At 41.3% G+C, this 23572-nt stretch carries 24 protein-coding genes and 1 riboswitch; of the genes, 23 read left to right on the top strand and 1 reads right to left on the bottom strand.

Going from position 1 to position 23572, the window contains the following annotated elements:
* Positions 1 to 229: 229 nt before the first annotated feature.
* From DOZ58_RS03950 to DOZ58_RS03920, 7 genes are all read left to right on the top strand, one after another.
* Complete coding sequence (locus tag DOZ58_RS03950) at positions 230 to 1375, top strand: 2-hydroxyacyl-CoA dehydratase subunit D (RefSeq protein ID WP_111887117.1); 1146 nt, start codon at positions 230 to 232, stop codon at positions 1373 to 1375.
* 1 nt (position 1376) lies between these two features.
* Positions 1377 to 2678 carry a 2-hydroxyacyl-CoA dehydratase family protein gene (locus tag DOZ58_RS03945; protein ID WP_111887116.1) on the top strand — a complete coding sequence of 434 codons (1302 nt, stop codon included), beginning with the start codon at positions 1377 to 1379 and terminating at the stop codon, positions 2676 to 2678.
* Between the two features lie 24 nt (positions 2679 to 2702).
* Positions 2703 to 3509: an acyl-CoA dehydratase activase gene (locus DOZ58_RS03940; RefSeq protein WP_111887115.1), complete on the top strand. Its 807-nt coding sequence runs from the start codon at positions 2703 to 2705 to the stop codon at positions 3507 to 3509.
* A gap of 1 nt (position 3510) precedes the next feature.
* Entirely contained in the window at positions 3511 to 4299 is a 789-nt protein-coding gene (locus DOZ58_RS03935) for a carbon monoxide dehydrogenase (RefSeq protein WP_162624407.1), read from the top strand.
* A complete protein-coding gene (locus tag DOZ58_RS03930) occupies positions 4286 to 5089 on the top strand; it encodes an AAA family ATPase (protein WP_111887113.1) in 804 nt (267 codons plus the stop codon). The genes DOZ58_RS03935 and DOZ58_RS03930 overlap by 14 nt, the downstream gene beginning before the upstream one ends.
* Before the next feature lie 165 nt (positions 5090 to 5254).
* Positions 5255 to 7552 carry a methyl-accepting chemotaxis protein gene (locus DOZ58_RS03925; protein WP_111887112.1) on the top strand — a complete coding sequence of 766 codons (2298 nt, stop codon included), beginning with the start codon at positions 5255 to 5257 and terminating at the stop codon, positions 7550 to 7552.
* The gene (locus DOZ58_RS03920; protein WP_111887111.1) at positions 7553 to 8764 is read left to right on the top strand and encodes a M20 family metallopeptidase; all 1212 of its coding nucleotides are present in this window, start codon (positions 7553 to 7555) and stop codon (positions 8762 to 8764) included.
* Between the two features lie 118 nt (positions 8765 to 8882).
* On the opposite strand, the gene DOZ58_RS03915 is transcribed toward DOZ58_RS03920, so the two are convergent.
* Complete coding sequence (locus tag DOZ58_RS03915; protein WP_111887110.1) at positions 8883 to 10832, bottom strand: FAD-dependent oxidoreductase; 1950 nt, start codon at positions 10830 to 10832, stop codon at positions 8883 to 8885.
* A 345-nt stretch (positions 10833 to 11177) separates the two neighbouring features.
* Here DOZ58_RS03915 and DOZ58_RS03910 point away from each other — a divergent pair, with 345 nt between their 5' ends.
* From DOZ58_RS03910 to DOZ58_RS03845, 16 genes are all read left to right on the top strand, one after another.
* Positions 11178 to 12080 (top strand): LysR family transcriptional regulator, encoded by a 903-nt coding sequence (locus DOZ58_RS03910; protein ID WP_111887109.1) that lies wholly within the window; start codon positions 11178 to 11180, stop codon positions 12078 to 12080.
* 455 nt (positions 12081 to 12535) lie between these two features.
* Positions 12536 to 12719, top strand: a riboswitch (cobalamin riboswitch).
* Between the two features lie 180 nt (positions 12720 to 12899).
* Positions 12900 to 13850 carry an iron ABC transporter permease gene (locus DOZ58_RS03905; RefSeq protein ID WP_111887108.1) on the top strand — a complete coding sequence of 317 codons (951 nt, stop codon included), beginning with the start codon at positions 12900 to 12902 and terminating at the stop codon, positions 13848 to 13850.
* A gap of 14 nt (positions 13851 to 13864) precedes the next feature.
* Positions 13865 to 14593, top strand: a complete 729-nt coding sequence (locus tag DOZ58_RS03900; protein ID WP_162624406.1) for an ABC transporter ATP-binding protein — start codon at positions 13865 to 13867, stop codon at positions 14591 to 14593.
* A 20-nt stretch (positions 14594 to 14613) separates the two neighbouring features.
* Positions 14614 to 15558, top strand: coding sequence for an ABC transporter substrate-binding protein (locus DOZ58_RS03895; RefSeq protein WP_111887106.1), 945 nt, complete (start codon positions 14614 to 14616; stop codon positions 15556 to 15558).
* A gap of 8 nt (positions 15559 to 15566) precedes the next feature.
* On the top strand, positions 15567 to 16313 hold the full coding sequence (locus DOZ58_RS03890) for a nitrilase-related carbon-nitrogen hydrolase (RefSeq protein ID WP_111887105.1): 747 nt from the start codon (positions 15567 to 15569) through the stop codon (positions 16311 to 16313).
* A 420-nt stretch (positions 16314 to 16733) separates the two neighbouring features.
* On the top strand, positions 16734 to 16901 hold the full coding sequence (locus DOZ58_RS18645) for a hypothetical protein (protein ID WP_204355466.1): 168 nt from the start codon (positions 16734 to 16736) through the stop codon (positions 16899 to 16901).
* 944 nt (positions 16902 to 17845) lie between these two features.
* Positions 17846 to 18001, top strand: coding sequence for a hypothetical protein (locus DOZ58_RS18460; RefSeq protein WP_162624405.1), 156 nt, complete (start codon positions 17846 to 17848; stop codon positions 17999 to 18001).
* Positions 18002 to 18371: 370 nt separating this feature from the next.
* Complete coding sequence (eutJ, locus tag DOZ58_RS03885; RefSeq protein ID WP_111887104.1) at positions 18372 to 19223, top strand: ethanolamine utilization protein EutJ; 852 nt, start codon at positions 18372 to 18374, stop codon at positions 19221 to 19223.
* Positions 19213 to 19515 (top strand): BMC domain-containing protein, encoded by a 303-nt coding sequence (locus tag DOZ58_RS03880; protein ID WP_111887103.1) that lies wholly within the window; start codon positions 19213 to 19215, stop codon positions 19513 to 19515. Before eutJ ends, DOZ58_RS03880 begins: the two co-directional genes overlap by 11 nt.
* Positions 19516 to 19803 (top strand): EutN/CcmL family microcompartment protein, encoded by a 288-nt coding sequence (locus DOZ58_RS03875; protein ID WP_111887102.1) that lies wholly within the window; start codon positions 19516 to 19518, stop codon positions 19801 to 19803.
* Positions 19796 to 21133, top strand: coding sequence for a 4Fe-4S dicluster domain-containing protein (locus tag DOZ58_RS03870; RefSeq protein ID WP_111887101.1), 1338 nt, complete (start codon positions 19796 to 19798; stop codon positions 21131 to 21133). Before DOZ58_RS03875 ends, DOZ58_RS03870 begins: the two co-directional genes overlap by 8 nt.
* The gene (locus DOZ58_RS03865) at positions 21130 to 21678 is read left to right on the top strand and encodes a BMC domain-containing protein (protein ID WP_111887100.1); all 549 of its coding nucleotides are present in this window, start codon (positions 21130 to 21132) and stop codon (positions 21676 to 21678) included. Before DOZ58_RS03870 ends, DOZ58_RS03865 begins: the two co-directional genes overlap by 4 nt.
* A 25-nt stretch (positions 21679 to 21703) precedes the next feature.
* Positions 21704 to 22213: a cupin domain-containing protein gene (locus tag DOZ58_RS03860; RefSeq protein ID WP_111887099.1), complete on the top strand. Its 510-nt coding sequence runs from the start codon at positions 21704 to 21706 to the stop codon at positions 22211 to 22213.
* 160 nt (positions 22214 to 22373) lie between these two features.
* A complete protein-coding gene (locus DOZ58_RS03855) occupies positions 22374 to 22658 on the top strand; it encodes a BMC domain-containing protein (protein ID WP_111887098.1) in 285 nt (94 codons plus the stop codon).
* A 117-nt stretch (positions 22659 to 22775) separates the two neighbouring features.
* Complete coding sequence (locus DOZ58_RS03850; RefSeq protein ID WP_111887097.1) at positions 22776 to 23120, top strand: BMC domain-containing protein; 345 nt, start codon at positions 22776 to 22778, stop codon at positions 23118 to 23120.
* A gap of 10 nt (positions 23121 to 23130) precedes the next feature.
* Entirely contained in the window at positions 23131 to 23565 is a 435-nt protein-coding gene (locus tag DOZ58_RS03845) for a EutP/PduV family microcompartment system protein (RefSeq protein ID WP_111887096.1), read from the top strand.
* Positions 23566 to 23572 lie beyond the last annotated feature (7 nt).

Below are 23572 nucleotides of genomic sequence, written 5' to 3'. Positions count from 1 at the left end.
AACCGCTTATATTTATGACTGATAATTGTCTTTAATCATTTATCGGGACGAAAGAATGATGATGGTAAAAATCGCGTGATCAGCCTAATGGAATGACATTTTGGAATAATAGTATTCCAAGGTTTCGTTTTATATTTATCAACAGGCCCTTTATAATTTTAGATAAGAACGTTTACAGAAGAACAGAAATCTGAAGACTGAGTATCTTTAAAAACGCAGGAGGAATTAAATGAGTACATCGAATCAAACCAATTCATTGGAATTTTTTAGAGATGTTGCTAAGAACTTAAACAATGAAGCGATTAAAGAATGGAAAAAAAATGGCGGAAAAGTTGTGGGTTATTATTATGCCAATGTTCCGGAAGAGCTTTTTACAGCCGCTGGCATCATGCCGTATCGAATTCGCGGAACCGGAGCCGACAGTACCGATCTTTCGGATGCCTACTTCAGTCAGATCAATTGCAGCTATGTCCGCTATAATTATGAAATGGTTCTGGAAAATCAATTTGATTTTCTTGACGGTGTGGTTTCCTTTAATGCCTGCGACCATCTCCGGCGCTTGTTTGAAAACTGGAAAGAGCGAAATCCGGAATTGTGTTTTCACTTTCTGGTGGTACCGCAAAAACTGGGGGATCTTCAGACCGCGCTTTATACAAAGGAGCTTGAAAAACTCAAAGAAAGCATTGAAGCAACCTATGATGTTGCAATAACCGATGAAAAGTTAACCGAAGCCGTTCAGCTGCACAATAAGACCCGAAAATTGCAGCGCAAACTGTATGAACTGCGCAAAAAAGAAAAACCGCCGATATCCGGGGCCGATGTTCTGGCGGTGATGGTTGCCGGTTACTCGATGCCTAAAAAAGAATACAATATTCGGTTGGCAGCGCTGCTGGATGAACTAAGAAATCAGACTGGGACGGAAAAACCAAAAGCGCGGTTAATGATTATCGGCGGAGAAATTGATGATCCCAATTTCATTGAGGTACTGGAAAGTCAGGGCGCAATGGTCGTCACCGATCTGCTCTGGTATGGTACCCGTTCATGTCTAAAGGATATTTCTGAAACCGGCGATCCGCTGGCGGCAATCAGTCAATACTATCTCAATGAACGGCCATCAGATCCCCGGACTTATGGAACCAGCTTACAGCGCTATGAGCAGATTAAGGAACTGGCCAAAGACGGCGAGGTTGACGGGATCATCAGTGCCCGATTGCTGCTATGCGATATCTTCGCTTACGAACAGGATGATTTTGCCCGTTATGCCAAGGAAAACAACCTGCCACATTTAAAATTGGAAATCGAATATAATCTTACCGGTATCGGTCAGCTGAAAACCCGGGTTCAGGCATTTCAGGAAACATTGGAGGGAAAATAAAATGACAAATCAATCAGTACCCGGGGTACAGCGTACCCAGGAATGTATCGGCCGATGGCAACATGTTTTAGGGATGATTCAAAGTGCCCCACCAGAAATGCAAAACCCGGTCTTAATTGGGCTGATCAATCTGGTTATGGAAAGTGATAAAAAAACCTTGGAATGCATTGAAACCGGAGCACCAATGGTGTCCACCTGGTATGGCAACGCCTCGGAGATTCTGGCGGCAATGGACATTCATTTTTTTAATCCCGTTTTTAATATTCTGGGACATATGTACATGACCGAACTCTATGATCTAGAAGAATCGGATAAGATTTCGCTGCCGGATGATATCTGCTCGCTGATTCGTCTCAGCACCTATGCCGTCCAGGATCATTTAGTGCCAAAACCAACTGCAATGCTGGCGATGCTCGAACCATGCGATGCCCAACCGGTTATGCACGAATCCTTTAAACATAACGGTTGGGCAAACGTTCCGGATTTTTCATTGGATTATGGCTATGGCACCAGTGAAGAGGATTATCAATATTTTGCCAATGAACTCAAAGGAATGATCACTTTTCTGGAGGCGGTGCACCCCGGCGTTAAAATGGATTATGACAAATTAAGAGCGGTGATTGAAGAAACCAATCGTCAGTATGAAACCTGGGCTGAATATAATGAATTAAGACGAGCCGTTCCCTGTCCGGGCGGATCATTTCAAGGATCGGTCGTTGCCTGGCCGATTACCCAGCATGTCCGGGCTGGCCAACAAAAGGCAACTGAACTGCTGCAAATGATGGTTTATGATGCGGAACAAAAGGTTAAAGCTGGGATCGGAGCAGTTCCGGATGAGCAGATCCGAATTCTGTGGGCCGACCTAGCCCCGCAATGGAATGAAGAGTTGGGGCAGTGGCTTGCAGAAGAATGGAAGGCCAATGTGGTTATGGACTTTCAGGGATACGCACCTTATACCCCCATCGATACATCAACACCGGAAAGCATGCTGCTGGGCCTGGCGCGACGATCAACCGCCGAAGTCCCGATGATTCGACAGGCCCGCGGAACCGTTGAAGTATTTCTGGAAGACATCACCCGGATTGTGAAAGATTACAGCATTGACTGCGTCATTTTCCCGGGCCATATGGGCCATAAAGATCAATCGGCAACGACTAAGTTTTTAAAAGAACTGTGCAAAGATTTAGACGTACCGTTGTTAAGTCTGACAACCAGCTTGTTTGATGAACGCTATACTCCGATGGAAGAGGTTAAGAAACAAATATCCGAATTTTTCAGAGTGACCGGCTTAAGTGAAAAATAGACATTAAATAATGGAGAGAAAAATATGTATTATTGTGGATGTGATTTAGGCTCGGCCACTGGCAAAGCGGTGATCGTTGACGATGAAAAAATTATTTCCTGGGCGGTCATGAATTCAAAAGGCAATCCCGAAAAGACGGCGCAGACTGTTCTGGAAAAGGCTATTGCAAAAGCCGGTTTGGATTCGCGGGAGGCCCTGTCAACGATTGTCGGTACCGGCTATGGTCGGGAAGGGGTGTCATTTATCCAGTCGAACATCTCTGAGATTACCTGTCATGCCCATGGGGCCTTTTGGATGAACGCTAACGTCAGAACTGTCATTGATATTGGCGGGCAGGACTGTAAGGTGATTTCGCTGAATAATCAGGGAAAAATTTTTGATTTTATGATGAACGACAAATGTGCCGCCGGCACTGGTCGATTTTTTGAGGCCATGGGGAGAGCCTTGGATTGTTCGCTGGAAGAGCTGTCTAAATTTGCCCTTGAATCTGATAATCCGGTCGCTATTTCCAAACAATGCAGCGTTTTTGCCGAATCCGAAGTGGTCACCCTGATCAACAAAGGGGCTGACATACACGATATTGCAGCGGGCATTCATGATTCAATCGCCCGACGTATTTTTTCCATGGCAAATAAAACCGGTATCAAAGCAGAAGTGGTCTTGACCGGCGGGTGTGCCCAGAATCAGGCGTTAATTCGCAGTTTGGAAAAGCGACTGAACTTTAAACTGGCCCCCTTATCTGAAAACCCGCAAATCGCAGGGGCCTTAGGGGCCGCGCTGTTGGGTCGCGATGCGTATTGTAATAATCATGTCAAAACAGGCGAGTGCTAAGATGAGTGAAATTAATGAAGCAATTGAATTTAACGAAATAAGCAAGAGCATTTTTAACTACGTTAATAAATTGGACGGATTGAAAAAAAACGTCAGGCGATATCAGGCAACGGTGCGGCCGTTCGAAGCAGACAGCAGTAAAAAATCCGGGTCAACGATCGTGCTCAGATCAGATACCTTTCTTGAACTGGGAAGCCCCGCAGCCGGTTCCATGTCGTTTGTGGTCTGTTCAGCAAGTGACGACAGCATCAATGATGGGGAGATCATTGTAATTGGCAGTGAAGTGGCGGAAAGCGAAAATAAGCAGATGCCTTTGGGACTGGTCATTCTGATTGCAGGCAGGGCACTGACTGAAGAAGACCGCTTTGCGCTGCTGAATTATTCGATACCGGCGGATCTGTGTGAAGGGTTCATGATCAAAAGCACCCTCGAAAACATCTGGTGTCGAATCAGTTATGAGGCTGCAGCAAAAGGTTTGAGTTTTCAGCGGATCGGGGAAGCATTGATCAGCCGGATCAAAGCGGAATTTCCCCCTGCCGAAGCCGTCAGCATCTTGTTTGTGACTTCCGAAAAACAGGATGTCCTCGGGTTGAAAGAACTGGGCGAACCAGTCAGTCAGATGGTCAAGGAAATGAAACGAAAAATCTGGGAAGAACGGGGCGTTGATATTTCCCAGTGTAAACCCGGCGGACACTGCGGCGCCTGTGAGGAAAAGGATGTCTGTCAGGAAGTTAAAAAAATCAGTGGCGCCTATCAGAAAGAAGCAGGAAAAAATCATGAAAAACTGTGAAATTGGCAACCAAACTAAACGCGTTATTGCCGTCTGCGGAAAAGGCGGAGTGGGAAAAACGGCCTTTACCGCCATGCTGACCCAGGCCCTGATGATCAATGAAAAAGCCGGAAAGTTGATTGTCATTGATGCCGATCCGGCCATTGGTTTACCAAATACCCTCGGGATTAAGGCCGAACGAACCATGGGGCAGGTCCGCGAAACGATTATTGACACCGCAAAACATGGCGATGCCGACGATAAAACGAAACTGGCTAATTTGCTGGATTATCTGGTGCTGGATACCCTGGTTGAAACGGATCAGCTGGCATTTCTGGCCATGGGTCGTTCAGAAACCCAGGGCTGCTATTGCTCTGTTAATACCTTGCTGCGCTGTTCCATCGAATTGTTAATGCAGACTTTTGATACGATTCTGATCGATGGGGAAGCAGGCCTTGAACAGATCAATCGGCAGGTTGTCAGTGAAGTGGATGATTTGATCATTCTCACAGATACCTCGTCGCGCGGCCGGGAGACGGTGGCCCATATCCGGAAAATGGTGACCGAGGATGGGGTTATTAATTGTCGCAAACTATGGGTGGTCATCAATCGAGTGCCTGACGGATTCGATGAGACGGTACTGAAACAGTCGATCGAGGCGATGAATGTGCCGGTTTTAGGAATCATCGATCTAGATGAAAATATTGTGGCCTATGATGCGGTGGGTAAACCGCTCACCGAGCTGCCTGCAGATTCACAGGCGGTCCAGCGTGTTCAGGCGATTTCTGAAAAATTATTGAATCAAGGTTAGAAGGATTAAGACTGATCAATCAATTTGACATAAGCCATGAAGGAAGCATACACCGATCCTTCTGCCTGTTTAAGGCAGAAGGACCGTTTTATTAGGTGGCCATAATAAAAGAATGAAAGAACGAAATAAAGAAAGCTAAAAAATGAAAATCACAAGGAGAAAAAAATGAAATGGCGAAATAAATTTTCAAGAAAAACACTGCTCACAATCGGCGTGCCGATCCTGCTGATTTATGCAGCCGCAATGGGCACGCTGCAGTTCTGGGCAGATGCCAAGCCTGGCTTAAATGGTTTTCTGATGATCCTGCTAGTTGGTCTGGCCGGGATTGTCGGGGTGATCCTGCTCTCAGTGAAAAAGACTGCCCGAAAACTGACGGCCATTGAGGAACTGACTGCGCAACTGTCAATCGAGGAATTAGGAATTGAACGGGAAAGCCAGCCTAACGATCTACTGGACGGCATCCTGGAGTCTTGCACGTCTATCGCCAAAGCGCTTCAAAACCAGGCTGAACAGGCAGAAAAGCTGGCGGTTGGGGATCTATCAGGGGAGATTGGCCCATTTTCTGATAAAGATCGTCTGGGGCAGAGCTTGATGACTATAAAAAATGCCATCCTCGCTGTTACCGACGTATTAGAAGCGGTTTCTGTTCAGGCGGAGCGGGGGATTTTTTCGCAAAGTGGGCCCACAGCATTAGTGACGGGTGCGTATCAGTCCCAGATGGGGTCAGTTAATCAGATCATGGCATTTGCTCAGGAAAAAATCGACTGGTTCACCGCAATTCTCGATGCCATGCCATTCCCCGTTCAGGCGATGGATAATCAGATGAAATGGACCTTTCTGAACAAATCCTACGAAGGTTATCTGGCCGCTGCCGGAGCGATTAAGGATCGTGAATCAGCGGTGGGGACGGATTGCTGCAATGCCGGAGCGACGATCTGCAATTCGGAAGATTGTGGGTATCGACGGTTGACCGAAAAAGGAGCAAATGATACCTATTTTGAATTTGCCGGGCTGTATAATAAAAATACCACCTCTTTTATAACCAATCGGCAGGGAGAGCAGATTGGTTTTGTCGAAATTACTTCAGATTTAACCCCTAACACAAAGGTGATAAACTACTTAAAAGCCGAAGTGGCGCGGCTTCAGCAGAACTTGCTGCGGATGGCCGAAGGCGATCTGAATTTTGACCTAACAATCACTGAAGCCGACGACTATACTGAGGAGGTCCGACAGCAGTTTGAACAAATCCGGGATCATTTGCAACAGGTTCAGGAATCCGTGGGCGGAATGGTCGAAGCGGGCATAACCATGACAAAAGCTGTGATCGAGGGAAATCTGGAAAAAAGGACTGATGTGTCGCAATTCAAGGGGACCTGGGCCGATTTAGTCAGTGGTATGAACAGCATTTTAGCAGAAATTGCCAAACCGCTGCAGGAAGTATCCGGGGTGATGGCTGCTATTGAGCAAGGTGATCTGCAGGTACAGGTTTGTGGTTCATATGAAGGTGAATTTAAAAATCTTAAAAATTCTGTAAATGCCACAACAGGGCAATTAAACAGACTAATCACGGATATTTCCGAGATTACGATCAATATTGGAAATGGAAAACTGGATATGGATAAGGTGTCTGACTTTGATGGCGACTTTAGCGATATATCAAATGCATTGAATACAATTATCGCAAAACTGAATCAGATGCTTGCTGATATTACCTGTGCAGCCGATCAGGTTGCGACTGGTGCCGGACAGGTTTCCAATGGTAGTCAGGCTTTATCACAGGGCTCTACTGAACAGGCGAGCTCAGTGCAGGAATTAACCGCATCCATTACGGAAATAGCTGATCAGACCAAACGGAATGCCATGGATGCAAACAAAGCACGATCTTTGGCCACCGATGTCATGAGCAATGCCATCAGCGGAAATGAGCAAATGGCATCGATGCAGGTTTCGATGGCTGAAATCAATGAATCCTCTGAAGAAATATCCAAAATTATTAAAGTCATTGATGATATCGCTTTTCAGACCAATATACTGGCGCTTAATGCTGCGGTTGAAGCCGCCCGAGCCGGCCAGCATGGGCGTGGATTTGCTGTCGTTGCGGAAGAAGTGCGATCGCTGGCAGCCCGGAGTGCCGATGCGGCCAAAGAGACAACTCTGCTGATTGAAGGTTCCATCAATAAGGTTGAAATGGGGACCCGAATTGCCGATGAAACAGCAGCCGCTTTAAAAGAGATCGTCGATGGCATTGAAAAAACAACCGCAATCGTTGTTAACATTTCAGAAGCATCAAACGAACAGGCCACCAGCATTGCGCAGATCAACGCTGGTATCGACCAGGTAGCCCAGGTTGTTCAGCATAATTCGGCCACCTCAGAAGAAAGTGCGGCAGCCAGCGAAGAACTAGCCAGCCAGGCAGAAATGCTGAAGCAGATGCTGAATCAATTTCAGCTGCGCAGAAGCTAAATGATCCAACGAAATATCGAGCCCATGGCTCGGCAACGAAAAAGACACTTTGCGATTAAGTTGGATTACCGCGCTTTGCAGGATAAAATCCTAGAACTCCAGCAGCATTTTCACCGACATCCAGAATTGGCATTTCAGGAATTTGAAACCACCGCATTCATCGTTAAACGACTTGAAAAGCTGGGGTACGAAGTCCAGCGGATGGATCCGACGGGGTGTACTGCTATGCTGCCGTATCAAAAGAAAAGACGGACAATAATTATTCGCGTGGAAATGGATGCCGTACCTATCCATGAACTGACTAACTCTCCCCACAAATCAATGCGCGATGGGGTGATGCATGCTTGTGGTCATGATGCCAATATGGCAGTGGCGTTAGTTCTGGCAGAAATTATTGCCGCCGATAACCATCCAGCTAGAGTCAACGTCAAATTTGTTTTTGAACCGGCAGAAGAAATCGGGAAAGGGACCAGTTTCATGCTGAAGCAGGGTGTTTTGAAAAGTCATCCTGTCGATGAATGTGTGATGTTTCATTTTGTGAATAAAGAAAATGCCGGGATGGAAGTGAATGATGGGGTGGCGTCAGCTACCCTGGGAAAAATAAATGTTCGGATCAAGGGGAAATCCACCCACTGGGCGGATAATACCCGCGGTATTGATGCCATTATGGTTGCCGGTAAAGTCATTACGATGGTTGAGATGCTGAATCAGACCTATCAATTGAATAATCCTTTCCGGATCGGCTTGGGAACCATCAAAGGTGGGACTTCATCATCCGCGATGGCTGGCGAAGTCGTCATGAACGGAAATATCCGGACAGTGACAAAAGCAGAATACGATGAGATTGGTGCAGAGCTGTATCATCGTCTTAAAGAAATAGAAAAAGAAGTTGGCGCAGATATCGAATTACATATCAATAAAACACCGGTACTGCCCATTGTGAATGATCAGAAACTGATTCGCCGCGCGATTAATGTGGGGCAGCAGGTCTGGGGAGCGTCATTTTCGCTGGAAACGACAGTTTATCTTGCCGGCGATAATGCTTATCAGTACTTAGAAGAAGTGCCAGGGATTCTGATGATTTTTGCAATGCCCGGAGATGTTAGCAATCCATTGCACAATCCGCATTTTGTTTTAAATGATACCTTTCTGTGGAAGGCTCTGGAAACCCTTCATGGCTTTGTATTAAAAAGTAATGAAGAACCAGGATAAAACCATTGTCTGGAGGCTGTGCTGTTAAAGCTATTATTTGAATAAGATAAAAAAACCGAAGATCCTAAATTTTTTAGGCATCTTCGGTTTCTGTTTAAATGGTTATGGATTGGTGATTTTATAAGTCAAGAGCCGCATAATAACCATGCTGAATGGCGGTTTGAACTTTGCCCGGTTTGACACAGTCACCGATGGGCCAGAATTCCATGACGGAACCACGCAGTGCTTCAACATCTTCTGATTTGGATTTCATGCCAGCTGCACAGAAGATCGTGTCCGCCGGGAAAACCACTTCATTGCCATCTTGATCGACCGCAACAACACCAGCTTTGGTAATGGCTTTAACCGTAGTGTTAAGACGGATATCCGCACCATCGCGAAGATTTATATTTAAAGCCATTTTATGGAAAGCATTGGCATCGACGGCAAAATCATCCCGGCATTCAATTAGGGTGACGTCTTTCTTTTCGCGGAGGAAGTGAATGGCGGATTCACAGCCAACCAGACCAGCGCCGATGACAACCACTTTCTGACCGATATTCGGATTTTCTTTGGCCAGCTCTGCGGCATAGATGACACGTTCGTCATCAATTCCAGGAATGTCCAGAACCAGTGGGTCCGAACCCAGGGCACAAATTAAGGCATCTGGTTTAATTTCGTCAACAAGTTTGGCATCAACTCGGGTGTTTAAGCGGATTTCGACGTTATCCAGTTGTTCCAGCTGATGGATTAACCATTGGCCAAATTCAAAATAGTTTTTCTTGAAATCAACATGAGCCTCGCAAAGAATCTGGCCGCCCAATTTGTCGGTGGCTTCGCAGAGAATCACGTTGTGACCGCGTTCGGCCGCAGTAATGGCTGCCTGCATACCGCCAGGACCGCCGCCGGCAACCAGGACTTTTTTAAGTTTCGCTGGGGCCGCTGGTGGCGAGAAGTACAGTTCTTCTTCTCCGATAACCGGGTTAAGGGCACAGGCGGTATCACGGGTCATAATGATGGTGTCAAAACAGACGTGACAGCGCATACATTTACGGATGTCTTGATCACGGCCTTCCATGGCTTTTTGCGGCAGGAACGGATCAGCCATCAGGCCACGGGCCATTTCTACAATATCGGCCTTGCCGGAAGCGATAATTTCTTCGCACAGGTCCGGATCGGTAATGGCACCAACTACTGCTACCGGGATGTTGACATGCTTTTTAATCGCAGCGGCATATTCGACATTGACACCATGTGGCAGGAACATATCCGGATGGGTACGGACAAAGGTTTCGCCGATTTTTTGATTACCAGCGCTGACGTGGATGATATCCACATATTCCTGAACGTATTTAGCGATTTCGATGGCTTCATCCAAACCATGGCCTTCTTCAAAAAGCTCCACGGCATTCATTCGGAATTCAATCGGGAAGCCCGGTCCGACGGCTTCGCGGATCGCTTTTAAGACCATTACCGGGAAGCGCATGCGGTTTTCAAAACTGCCGCCGAACTGATCGCAGCGGGTGTTTGTCGGCGAAATGAACTGGCTCAGCAACCAGCCATGGGCGGCATGCACCATTAGCATTTCAAAACCAGCGGTTTTAACCAGGCGGGCACCATTGGCAAAAGCTTCCACTAATTCCATGATCATTCCTTCATCCCATGGGCGTACGACAGTACCATCTGCGGCTACTTCATAAAGCGGTCCATAAGGGATATTGGTGGGATGGGGATTTTCCAGATTGGGCAGACCGGCAAACATTCCGGCATGGCACAGTTCAATGCTGGGGATTGAACCATGGCGTCGGATGGTTCGGGCACAATGGGTCAGGGATGGCATAATCAGAGGATTATCCAGCGCCAGTTCCTTGGTATGACCACGACCGGTGTCCAGCACATTGGCAACACCAACGGTAACATTGGCAGCGCCGCCTTTGGCCCGCAGCTCAAAAAAGGCAATGTTTTCCTGAGTTAAGGTAAGTTCCGGGGACAGTTCCTGCAACGAGATCGGTGCCGAAAAAATCCGGTTTTTGTAGGTGATGTTTCCAATTTTGATGGGGGAAAAAAGATTGGGGTACTTCAGGTTCATAAGTAATTCTCCTCTTAATTGTAATGTGGATAAATAATTACAAGTATTTTGTTAAATATTTATCATTGTAAACGAATTATATCATTCGGCGGATTTAGTGTGAAATTCAAAAAAGACCATGATCTATTCCAAAATAGAATAGTCCTTCTTGTATTCTTTAGCTTAAGACGAATAATATAAGATTAAATATAAATGAAGGTTTCTTGCCGGAAATTTATTAATCAGGTAGAATAAAGAGAGAAAGTTTCCAGATGTTTCAGGCGATCGCGTTAACCGCGGCGATTGCTGATGAGAGGACCTACAAGCTCATCAGCAGCTTAATCTGGAAAAGGAAAGGAAAAATCGATGCGAATTGATTTATTGAAAGAGTTTATTGCGCTTTCCAGAAATCTTAATTTCAGCAAAACGGCAGAGGAAATGTTTATTACCCAATCAGTATTGAGTAAGCACATTGCCGCCCTGGAAGAAGAAGTCGGAGCGTCTTTATTTACCAGAAGCCACCACCATTTGGAACTGACCGTGATTGGCCGGATCTTATTGACCGAGGCCAATATTATTGTCAATCAGTATGATGAGAGCATGAAAAAAGTAAAAATGGCCGTCGCCGGGCTTGAAATGGAATTACGAATCGGTTATCTCCATGCCCACACCAGGGAAATTCTGGGACCATCGGCGCAATTATTTGAACAGGCCTGTCCCCACGTTAAACTGACTTTGCTTTCCTGCGATTATGGCGATCTACCGCAAAAATTAAAGACCAATGAGGTCGATGTTATTATCACCCTCGATTTCGACCAGGAGCTGCTCAGTTCCTGGTGCGATACTTATAAATTATATCCCGATGTGCTGCGGGTGGCAGTCAGCAAAAACCATCCGCTGGCCAGAAAGAAAAGTGTGGCCATTGATGAACTCTTTTCACAGCGGATTCTGCTGCCGGCCAATGACAAATTCAATGGCTATGCAACCTATATGAATAAGGTTTTCAACGCCGAAAAAATACCCCCGAATAAGATGCTCCGTTATGAGTGTATCAGCTCATCCTTATTGATGGCCGAAGCCGGGGATGGAGTGGCGATTATTCCCGGAAAGCTCAAGTTCTATGCCAATGACCGGATCCGCTGCATTCCTCTCAAAGGGGATCAGTACCGATTTGATGTGATCGCAGCCTGCCGGAAAGAAGATAAGAGCCCGGCGATCCGCAAGTTTATTCAGGCCTTGACAGAAAGTCAGCAAATGAAGGAGGGGTAAGCATGGCTCTTAATCAGAAACAAATTTTGTAAAAAATTGAGAAAAACGATCTAAGACAGGTTGCTGTTTTGAATCGTTTTTCTCAGGAAGGGTTATTTTCGGATATTATTGATACTAATCTTTGTTCAGCTACAATGAAATTGTAACACCCTTGGGTCACTTTCTAGTTGACGTTATATTAGAAAATCATCTGAACGAAATATTTAAAAAATTTAGAAAGCTATAAATATAGTAGTTTATACTTTTTAGCGTAATAATACAATTTAGCGTAAATGGCATTACGCTAAATTGTATTATTTTTTGCGTGCTTAGACAAATAAAAACTCAAATATTAATACAATTAAGGCCGCCTTGTGATGAGGTGGCTTTTGTATTTTTTGAAAGAAAGTTAAAATTAAAAAATAATGTTATTGACATATGTTGATAATACTTTACAATTATGTTATTATAAGAGTAATTAAATAATTGTAATAGGATAATCGTTTCTGAACGATTAATAAAAGGGGAAGTTAGGTGAAAATCCTACACGGTCTTGCCGCTGTAAAAGTTTAGTTTTTTCAATAAACCACTGGGAAACTGGGAAGGTGAAAAAATGGGAATGCTTGAGTCAGAATATCTGCCTATTATTGTATCACAAGTACTCTACAAGTAATGGAGATGATTTTATTGTATAACATATAAACTCTTAGTTTTTAGTAGAAACTAAGAGTTTTTTTGATAAATATCTATAAAGGTTGTTAATCGTTTAAAAATAAAGCTATTTTTGACATTAATAATAAATAAAAAAGCAGGAATGTGAATAATGGCAGGAAATATTTTATGAAAAGTAAATGGATTAATTTGATTCTTATAATTGGACTGATTGGACTTGGGCTATTTGCAATAAATGTTGGTAAAGTGAATCTAACGGAAATAGATTCTGAGATTGGGAAAACGATTTTTTATAAAATTCGTTTTCCCAGAGTGTTGGCGGCGATATTTGTGGGAAGCGCATTAGGGTCAAGTGGTGTAATTTTACAAGGCTTACTCCAAAATCCTTTAGCAGATTCCTATACCTTAGGAATTTCATCAGGAGCCGCCTTTGGAGCATGTTTGGCAATTTACGTTAATATTGCCTTTGGGGTGGCACTGCCAATTCAGATTTTGGCAATTGTCTTTAGTTATGTTGTAATTGCAATTGTGATGTGGTTATCACGAGTAAAAGGCACCTTGGATTCGGCTAATGTAATCTTAGCTGGAATTATTATTGGAAGCATTTTTTCAGCAGGAATTAGCTTATTAAAGAGTTTAGCAGATGAAGATGTTGTTGAAATGGTCTATTGGTTGATGGGAAATTTAGCATCAAAACCTATTGAAAAAGTATGTGTTGTTGCGGTTATTACTGCGATTGGATATTTTATAGCATCCCGGTATATGGAAGAATTAAATATTCTTACATTAGGAAGAGAAGAGGCCAAATCCGTTGGAATTGCTTATGATTTTGTATATCGTTTATTATTATTGACAGCTGTCACATTAACCGCATTTGCAGTATCATTGTGTGGCATTATTGGATTTGTTGGTTTGGTTGTACCACATTTATGTCGTATTTTTGTTGGCGCAGATAATCGTAAAGTATTGCCAATGAGTGCCCTTTTAGGGGCCTTGTTTTTATTATTAGCTGATACTATAACCCGAACTGTTTTGCAACATGAAATACCAGTTGGGGTATTAACGACCATGGTTGGAGGGCCGTTTTTTATTTATATTTTTATTATGAAAAAGAGGTAAGCAGGATGATAAATATGAAAAATATTTATGTGAGTTATGGTAAAAAGAAAATCCTAAATGATATCAGTATTGAGTTTCATCCTAATATTTTATATGGGATTATTGGACCAAACGGGGTTGGGAAATCGACGTTACTTAATGTTATTTCAAGAGATATTCCAATGAATTCTGGGGAAGTGCTACTCAAGGGAAAACAACTAGGTGATTATTCTCAAAAAGAAATGGCGAAAGAATTATCATATATGAGACAAAGTACAATTGTAAAGTTTCCGTATACTCTAAAAGAATTGGTGTCAATGGGCCGCTATGCTCATGATAGTATGAGTCGTGAAGATAATGACATAATTATTAATACACGGATTAAAGAAAATGATTTAAGTGAGTATTGCGATAAACCGTTAACACAATTAAGTGGTGGTGAAGTACAACGTGCGTTTTTTACCAAAGTATTAGCCCAAGAAAGTAATGCGATTTTAGTGGATGAAGGATTATCAAATGCTGATATTTTTTATAAGGTGAGATTTTTCAAACAATTGCGTTCGGAAGTTGAGAAAGGTAAATTAGTGATCATGGTTATTCATGATTTATCCTTAGCACGAAAATATTGTGATGAATTAATTATATTAAACCATGATGGAATTTATGATTGTGGTAAAAGTGAAGAGGTATTAACCAGTCAAACATTATACGATGTTTTTAAAGTCAAAGGTGATTTTTTTAATCATTCTTTGGTCTTAGAATAGTAAAAAAAGGGGAGAAGAAAATGAAACGATTTAAAGCAATAGTGGCATTATTTTGTGTGTTATTAACAGGACTAATGGGGTTGACAGGGTGTTCAACGACAGAAGCGGTTCAAACAACAGGGGATTCAGAAATAAGATTTATTGATGATAGTGGTGTAGAAATTTCTTTGAGTGAGCCAGCAAAAAAAGTTGTATCACTTTATTCAGCACATACTGAAAATCTTTTTTCAATGGGTCTAGATAGTGAAATTATCGGGGTAGGAACCAGCGATAATTATCCTGAAGCAGTTTTAGAAAAAGAGCAATTTAGTTATAAAGATGATCCGGAATTGTTAATTGCAGCTGATCCAGATGTTGTAATCGCACGAACAATGATTGTTGAACGTTATCCAGATTATGTAAAAGCGATTGAAGATGCAGGGATACCTGTTATTAATTTATATTGTAGCAAGTTCGATGATTTTGATAATTATATAACGCGATTAGCAATGATTGTTGGAAAAGATGCGGAAGGAGAAGCGTTATTAGAGAACTTCCATTCTCAAATTGATGAAATACAAAAAAAAGGAGAAGGAATTGATCCTAGAAAAACAGCTTATTTTGAAAGTATTGGTGATAAATTTAAAACGGTAACGCAAGATTCCTTTGCTGGAAAAGCCTTAACTATAATTGGGTTAAATAACATTGCGCAAGATATCGAAAGTGATGGTAGTGCAACAGTTGTTGAATTTGGCGAAGAAAATTTATTATCAAAGAGTAATGAAATTGATGTCTATATTGCACAAGAAGGAACAATGAACAAGTTGATATCAGTTGAAACAATTGAGGCAAGACCAGGATTTTCTCAAATTAAAGCAGTTATAGAGGGCGAATTATATATTATTGATGAAAAACTTATTTCAAGTGCAACCTTAAGATATTTAGATGGATTAAAAGAATTACAAAACAAAATTTATGGGGTGTAAGTTGTTTAATGAAAAAAGATCTTAAAATAGGGGTATCATCGCTTATTCCATCGGAAGAAGATCTTGGCTATAATTATGAGATTATAGCCAATGCAATAAAAAAAAATCCAACCTTAGATTTAGTGTGTTTTAGTGAATTGTTTTTATGTAGCAAAATGAGTATGATTAATACGATAGAAAAAGAAGAAAAGCTGATAAGGTATACGAATGAGATAAAAGAATTAGCAAAAATCTATAATACCGCCGTTAGTTATGGATTAATTATAAAAAAAGAAGAACAATATTATATTGGACAAAGGGTAGCGCTTCCAAATGGAGTAGACTATCTTTACTGTAAGGTTCATCTAGGAAAAAATGAACGAAAAATATTTTCTGCAGGGAATAAAATTGATGTTTTTAAATTCAAAGAGTATACCTTTGGAATTCAGATTTGCTTGGATACACATATTATGGATATGAGTATCATGCAGAAGGAACAAGGAGCGGAAATTATTATTGCTCCTTTTAAAACACCCTATGATTCACAAAAAAGAGCAAAGAATTGGTCAAAGTATATGTTAGCAAGAGCTTATGAATGTAATTTTTGTATGATTTGTTCGAATTATTATGGGGGCATTCAAATTGTTAATGGTAATGGCATTTGTGTGAAAGAAAATTTGAAAAACAATTCATTTTTAGTTTATACAGTATCTCAAGAAAATGATTTCAATAAAAAGATCGATTACTTTTCTTATCGTAAACCAGAATTATATTAAAATTTAATATACCTAGTAAGAAAAAATGGTAGAAGTTATTGAAAAAAAAGTCAAAGTTGCTTTATTCTTTCAGAAAACCACTTTTTTAGATGCCGATAATTTCTAATTTAATTGGCACCTTGAACTGGTACGGATTGCCTCCACTAAAAAAGAATTAGACGAACACTTAGCAAAGGCCGTTTTACCGTCATTGTTGGTATAGTTGTAAGCTATACTGACTTGATTATCATCAACCGAACATTGTTTTCTTGATTACTGTAATCCAGATTTGCGAGGCTGTTTGTTGCTACTAACCTATTCTGTCCAGAAACTGATGGCATATGTTGTCCCCAAATTGTTGGACATGGTGTCAAAAATAATCGACAGTGTTTTAACGGAGAAAGAACTTAGCAGATTGCTCTTGCTCAGTTTATTTTTTAGATGGAATCCTTTAAAGCGATACCTCATCGGCAATACTCAACAATGTTTCACTCGGCCATTCTAGGACAACTCGGATTGAATGATCAGTTTCACCATGTGATCATCAATCAAACGTTTTTCCTGCTGGTCACCGAAAATCAGGCATTGGGTACAAAACTTGTCGACTAGTCGGGCCAGACCGCCGCTGAACTTCCCGGCGCAACAGGATCGCCTGCTCCAGAACCGTTTGGGGGATGGATCCCTGTGATCTCGATGCAGTCAATCGCTTGCTGGCCCAGGACAATGAGGAAATTGCGGCGTTGGAAAAAGAAATCAATGCCCAACTTAAGATTCTGGGGGTGGTAGTTTAGGGCGGTGAATTTCTTTTCGCTGCCAAGCACACTTAACTTGACGAAAGTGGTGGAAGTGGGGACAAAATACGGAATCGGAAACATCAAATAAACCATGAGGTGATGCTAATGAAAACAGAACGGTTCATTTATAATTTGAATTATCCGATCTATGAAAAAGAAAGTTGTGAAATTGAGGTGCGCGCTCTTTTTCAGTTCGATTTGAAAGAAAAAGTCTTTTTGCAAATAGAAAAGTGCATCCTTGCATGGTCGAGTACTTAGTGAAATCACTGAAAAGCAAAAGGATCTTTATGAGGCCCTGGGGGTTGATCCGCCATCGTTATAAATTTCGGGAATCCAGGATTTATTGTATTTTCGTTTTATCGTTAATTTCTAGTGGAAAATATTCTTATCTTTCGGCGCTGAAGACGCTATCGCTAAAACGACATTAGATGGAATCGCCTTATCGGGTATCATTTGGATGGGAAACAAAAAATCATGCACAAGAGCAATTAGATAAAATATTTGCTAAAGCTAAAAAATGCAGCAGAAACCAATAAAGCCAGGGTGGTTTATAATTTTAAAATAAATTAAATAAAGCAGGTTGACATTATTAAATTTATTTGAGATAATAAATCAATAATTTAATAGTACAAATGCAACGAAGTATTTGTATAAAAGCGACGGAGCTTCCATATGATTAGCCAGTAAAAGGGTAATGATATGGAAGTTTTTGCTTTTTATTGTAAAAGTTACAAAATATGAATTCAAGAGGAGAATGAAATGAGAAGTTTATTGGAAAACAAAGATATCAAAATATCATTTGATGTACCTGATGGTTATTTTATGGCACTTGAGTTTAAACAAGATATTTTTGATTGCGAAACATATAATTATAAACGTGCCGAAGAAATCTACGAAGAATTAAAAACAGCCTGAATTACCTCGTGTTTTACCACAGCTGAACTGCAGTTTACGCGGTTTCCATTGAAGTAATAATTGCACACAGGTTAAAGTGAGATGGAAAAATAGTTAATTAAAAATAAAGCAGGTTGACATTATTAAATAAATTTGAGATAATGAATTTACAATTTAATAGTACAAATGCAACGGAGTATTTGTATAAAAGCGACGAAGCTTCCATGTGATTATCCAGTAAAAGGGGTAATGACATGGAAGTTTTTTGTTTTTTATTGTAAAGGGTTGCAAAACATACGAAAATGAAACATAAAATGTGCAATAAATAGTTTTTCAAGACTTTGAAAAAGTTAGGATGAGTCTTGTGGATAAGAAATGAGGGCGAAAGGAAATGGATTTATTTAAAGAATCAGACAAGATTACATTCGATTTTATAAATATACTTAGCCATTCAATCACACCTAAAAATAAAGAGCGATTGATGGTAGGGGTTGATCTCGGAACCGCTTATATTGTCATCTGTGTATTGGATGAGAATAAGAACCCAATTGCTGGTGCGTATCGATTTGCGCAAGTGGTTAAAGATGGTTTGCTTGTTGATTATATGGGAGCATTAAAAATTGTTAAACAATTGAAAATAGAAATTGAAGATAAAATCGGCTGTGAATTAAAAGATGCAGCGGTGGCAATACCTCCGGGTACAACAATTAACGATACAAAGTATATTAAAAATGTTGTCGAAGGAGCAGGGTTTGATGTGATCAATGTTGTTGATGAACCGACTGCAGCCAATGCCGTTCTTGGTATCAAGAATGGTGTTGTTGTGGATATCGGCGGCGGAACAACCGGCCTGGCTATTATAGAAGAAGGAAAAATTGTAGCAGTTGCTGATGAGGCAACCGGAGGAACGCAATGCACATTAGTGATTGCTGGAGCTTATAAAATTTCATTTGATGAAGCAGAAATTGTAAAACAGGATCCGGATAAACAAGAAGAAATTTCCGGATTGCTAAGACCGGTGGCCCAGAAAATAGCTTCAATTATCAAAAAGCATATTAATGAATATAGTATTGATGGAATATATCTGGTAGGGGGAACAAGCTGTCTTTTAAATATTGAAAAGGTCATCGAAAAGGATCTAAACATTAAAACATACAAACCGAAAAACCCGCATTTTGTAACGCCAATTGGTATTGCCATGAATTGTGTGCCGGCTAAAGGATGTAAAAAATATGGATATTGAAATAATTAAATCGCCTTCTGACGGGGTGATTAAAATGATGAGAAGTCGTTTGTTTTCAAAAGATTTCCTGGAGAGTGAGAAATTTGATACCGTTGGATTAGTACAGGGAAAACTCGTGGAAATGTTTGTGGCAACTGATATTGCTGAAAAAACAGCAGCTGTCGATGTTGTTGAGATAAAAGGTATATGTCCCCAGCATTTTACCATGATTGCTGTACTGGGTGATGTTGCATCAGTAAAGGAAGCCCTGAATAATATCGCTAAAGAGTTTAAAGAGAGGGTGTCGCAGTAAATGAAGATTGGACGGGTTATAGACAGTATCTGGTGCACAAGAAAAGAAGATGAGTTAAGGGGATTAAAACTCCTGAGAGTGAAACTATTGAACCGCGAAAAAGAATCTGAAAATGGTGAGATTATCGTTGCTACGGATTTAATCGGAGCCGGAATCGGCGAACTGGTATTACTCACGAATGGAAGTGCGGCAAGAAGGTCAGAAGGATTAGAAAACGCACCGGTTGACTGCATCATTATCGGTATTATCGATGAAAAAAATGAAGATGAGGGGGATATACATGAATAGTGAATTTACAAACAGAATCATGGAAGCAGGTGTTGTCGGGGCCGGAGGTGCTGGTTTTCCAACATATGTGAAATTGGCAGCAAAAGCCGAATATATAATCGTTAATGCCGCAGAGTGCGAACCCTTGATACGGGTTGATCAGGAATTATTGCTTCACCATACCAACGATATATTAGAAGGTTTAACCGGTATTATCCAGGAAACCGGGGCTAAAAAGGGTTATGTTGCAATTAAAGCGAAACATACAGAAGTAATCGATTGTTTAAAAGAACAATTGAAGGATTCGGAAAATATTGAGCTTTTCCTGCTTGAAGATTTTTATCCGGCGGGTGATGAACAAATAACCGTCTATGAAGTTTTGAAAAGAGTGGTACCAAAAGGTGGAATTCCTTTGAATGTTGGCTGCATCGTATGTAATGTGGAAACGATTTTAAATGTGTACAATGCTGCCAGGGGAAAAACGGTGACAACCACTTATGTAACGATTACCGGCGATGTAAAAACCCCCGCAACCTTTTGCCTTCCAATTGGTATGAGTTATAAAGAAGCCTTGGCGTTATGCGGAATAGAAACCTTGACTGGAAAAGTTGGTATTGACGGCGGTCCAATGATGGGAAAGATAATCTTCGATTTTGAATTGCCAATTACGAAAACCACAAAGGCAATTATACTCTTAGATCAGAATTCTTCATTGATTGAAAATAAAACAAAAGGGAATGAGCAGGTATTAAAACAATCAAAGATTGCCTGCATACAATGCCAAAAGTGTACTGACCTATGTCCCCGGGATTTACTTGGTCATAATGTCAAACCCCATTTAGTCATGCGCATTGCAAACTATGGTTTATCAGATTTTTTAGGCATGAAAACAGCATTGGGCTGTTCCGAGTGTGGAGCCTGTGAATTATATGCCTGTCCAAACGGATTGTCGCCGAGAAAAGTCAATATTATGATTAAAAAGGAGTTAATCGCGGCTGGGATAAGCATTGATAAAGGCGGAGAACAAAAATCCATATCGGAAATGATAGAGTACCGGAAAATACCGGTTAAACGACTCATCGAAAGACTTGGGTTAAAAGAATATGATCGGTGTGCACCATTAAAAAGTTTTGCGTACAATGTGAAAAAAGTTGTAATTCCCCTTAAACAGCATATCGGAACATTGGCTAAACCAGTGGTGGAAAAAGAGATGATGGTCGATGAAGGGATGCTTATTGGCGAAATAGAAAACGGAAAAATGGGTGCGTGTATTCATGCCAGTATTTCAGGAATGATTACAGAAGTTTCCAATGAATCCATTACAATTGAAGCACGAGAGGATAGGATATGATAAATACAATTGGGTTTATCGAACTTAACAGTATTGCAAAAGGCATTGAAGTAGCAGATCATATGCTCAAAGTTGCCAATGTGCAGCTGATGTTTTCAACAGCAACTTGTCCGGGGAAATATATTACCTTAATATATGGCGACGTCGGCTCAGTGGAGAATTCAATAGAAGCAGCAAAGCTTTTAGGCGGCGAGTTTATTATTGATGATTTGATGATTCCAAACGTCGATGAGCAAATTTTCCCGGCCATTACCGGTTCCAGTAATGTTGAGAAAATAGGCGCGATCGGTGTGATTGAAAGTATGGCAATGGCCTCATTGATTGTGGCAGCAGACACCTGTGTGAAAGCATCAGGCGTGCAGCTGGTTGAATTAAGGCTGGGTTCCGGCATCGGCGGTAAATCCTATTTGGTCATGACCGGAGATGTTTCAGAGGTCGATGCCTCCATAGAATCCGGGGTTGCAGTGATCAAAGAAAGTGGGAATATCGTCTATTATACGGTCATACCATCGCCGCATAAGGACTTCAAAAATACTTTATTATAAATGAAAGAAAGAGAAGGACATAAAAATGAATAACAATATTGAACAGATAATCAAGGATCGAGTTTTGGATTTAAATATTTCTGAGGAACTGATAGCACAGATTGTGAATGAAGTAATGACGTCACTGACAACAGATGAGCAACAATTAAAAAAGGCCACTGAGCCTGACAGAATCAGACTGATCCGGGGCAACAGTGTGGTTTTTGAAAATTTCAATACCGGAAATCCAGATGATAAGGTTACCTTTAAAGAAATACTGACCATCGAAGAATGTCCAAACATGGCAACCGGTTTTTTGAGAATTGAAGAGTCCGCTTTTGACTGGTATTTAGGTTATGACGAGTTGGATTACATCGTAGAAGGAACATTGGAGATAACATATGACGGGAAAAAGTTCACCGGCCATGCCGGCGATGTTATCTTCATTCCAAAGGAAACGGCTGTTACATTCAGTTCACCGGATCATTGTAAATTTTTCTTTGCAGCATATCCCGCTAATTGGCAGGATCTGTGCGAAGATAAGCAATCGAATTAAGGTTATCAGCAAAGATTTCAAATGAAAGTTATTGTATCTGGTCAGATACATCATGACGAAGAGGTGCAGTCGTTACAAATGTGTTGCATCCGGGGTCAATGGTTCTCATTGAAATAAGAGTCAATACTCTGAAAAATAAGAAAATATTCAGGAGGAAAAAATGAGTACAACAGATGCATTGGGAATGATTGAAACAAAAGGTTTGGTAGGCGCGATTGAGGCTGCTGACGCCATGGTTAAAGCGGCAAATGTCAGATTAATCGGAAAAGAGCAAATCGGCAGTGGTTTGGTCACCGTAATGGTCAGAGGCGATGTGGGTGCGGTGAAAGCTGCAACGGATGCCGGGGCAGCCGCAGCCTCAAGAGTCGGCATGCTGATCTCGGTACATGTTATTGCAAGACCGCATGAAGATGTGGCGATGATTTTACTACAAGAAGCCAACTAAAGAGAAATAAAAATTAAGAAATGAATAGAAATTATAGTTAAAGTGTTGACAATTAAATAGTTATTTAATATCATTATAAAATAATCAGCGCTTTAACTAACATAGGAGAGTTCAAGAATGAATGAGAATGTCCAAAGAGTGATCCAGGAATACGTTCCGGGAAAACAGGTTACGTTAGCGCATATTATTGTAAATCCCGATAATAGCATCTATAAAAAATTAGGACTGGAAGAGAACCATAATTCGATTGGAATCCTGACCATTACACCCAGTGAGGCGGCCATCATCGCAGCGGATGTTGCGGTAAAATCAGGTGATGTTACCATCGGCTATGTCGATCGCTTTAATGGTTCCCTGGTGATTGAAGGCGATGTCGGTTCGGTGGAAGCATCTGTCGAAAGCGTTCTTCAGACATTGTCTCTGTTACAGGGCATGTCAATCCCAACAGTGACACGATCTTGAGGTTGAGCCAATGAAAAAAGTTATGTTTATCGGGCCATCAGGAAGCGGTAAGACAACTTTGTATCAACGAATGGGGTCTTTCGATATCGATTATGACAAAACCCAGGCTATTGAATTTCATAAAAATGTCATCGATACACCCGGAGAATACCTGGAAAATCGTGGTTACTATTCAGCGTTGCAGGTGACATCTGTGGAAGCAGATGTGGTGGCCCTGGTAATGGACTGTAAAAGCCGGTCCAATGTGTTTCCGCCGGGTTTTGCAAGGATGTTTACTAAACCAATCATTGGGATTGTGACCAAGATCGATCTGATGCTGGATGAAAAGGATTTCAGTTATGCAGAAGATTCACTAAGGTTATCGGGGGTTAATGAAATATTTAAAATTTCATCATTGAAAAATAAGAAGATCGCAGAGTTAAGAAAATTTCTTGAGTGGAGTTGAGGTTAGT

Source organism: Acetobacterium sp. KB-1 (assembly GCF_003260995.1).
Lineage (GTDB): Bacteria > Bacillota > Clostridia > Eubacteriales > Eubacteriaceae > Acetobacterium > Acetobacterium carbinolicum.
Note: the sequence above shows the minus strand (reverse complement) of the source record. Positions and strands in the feature narration are given on the sequence as shown.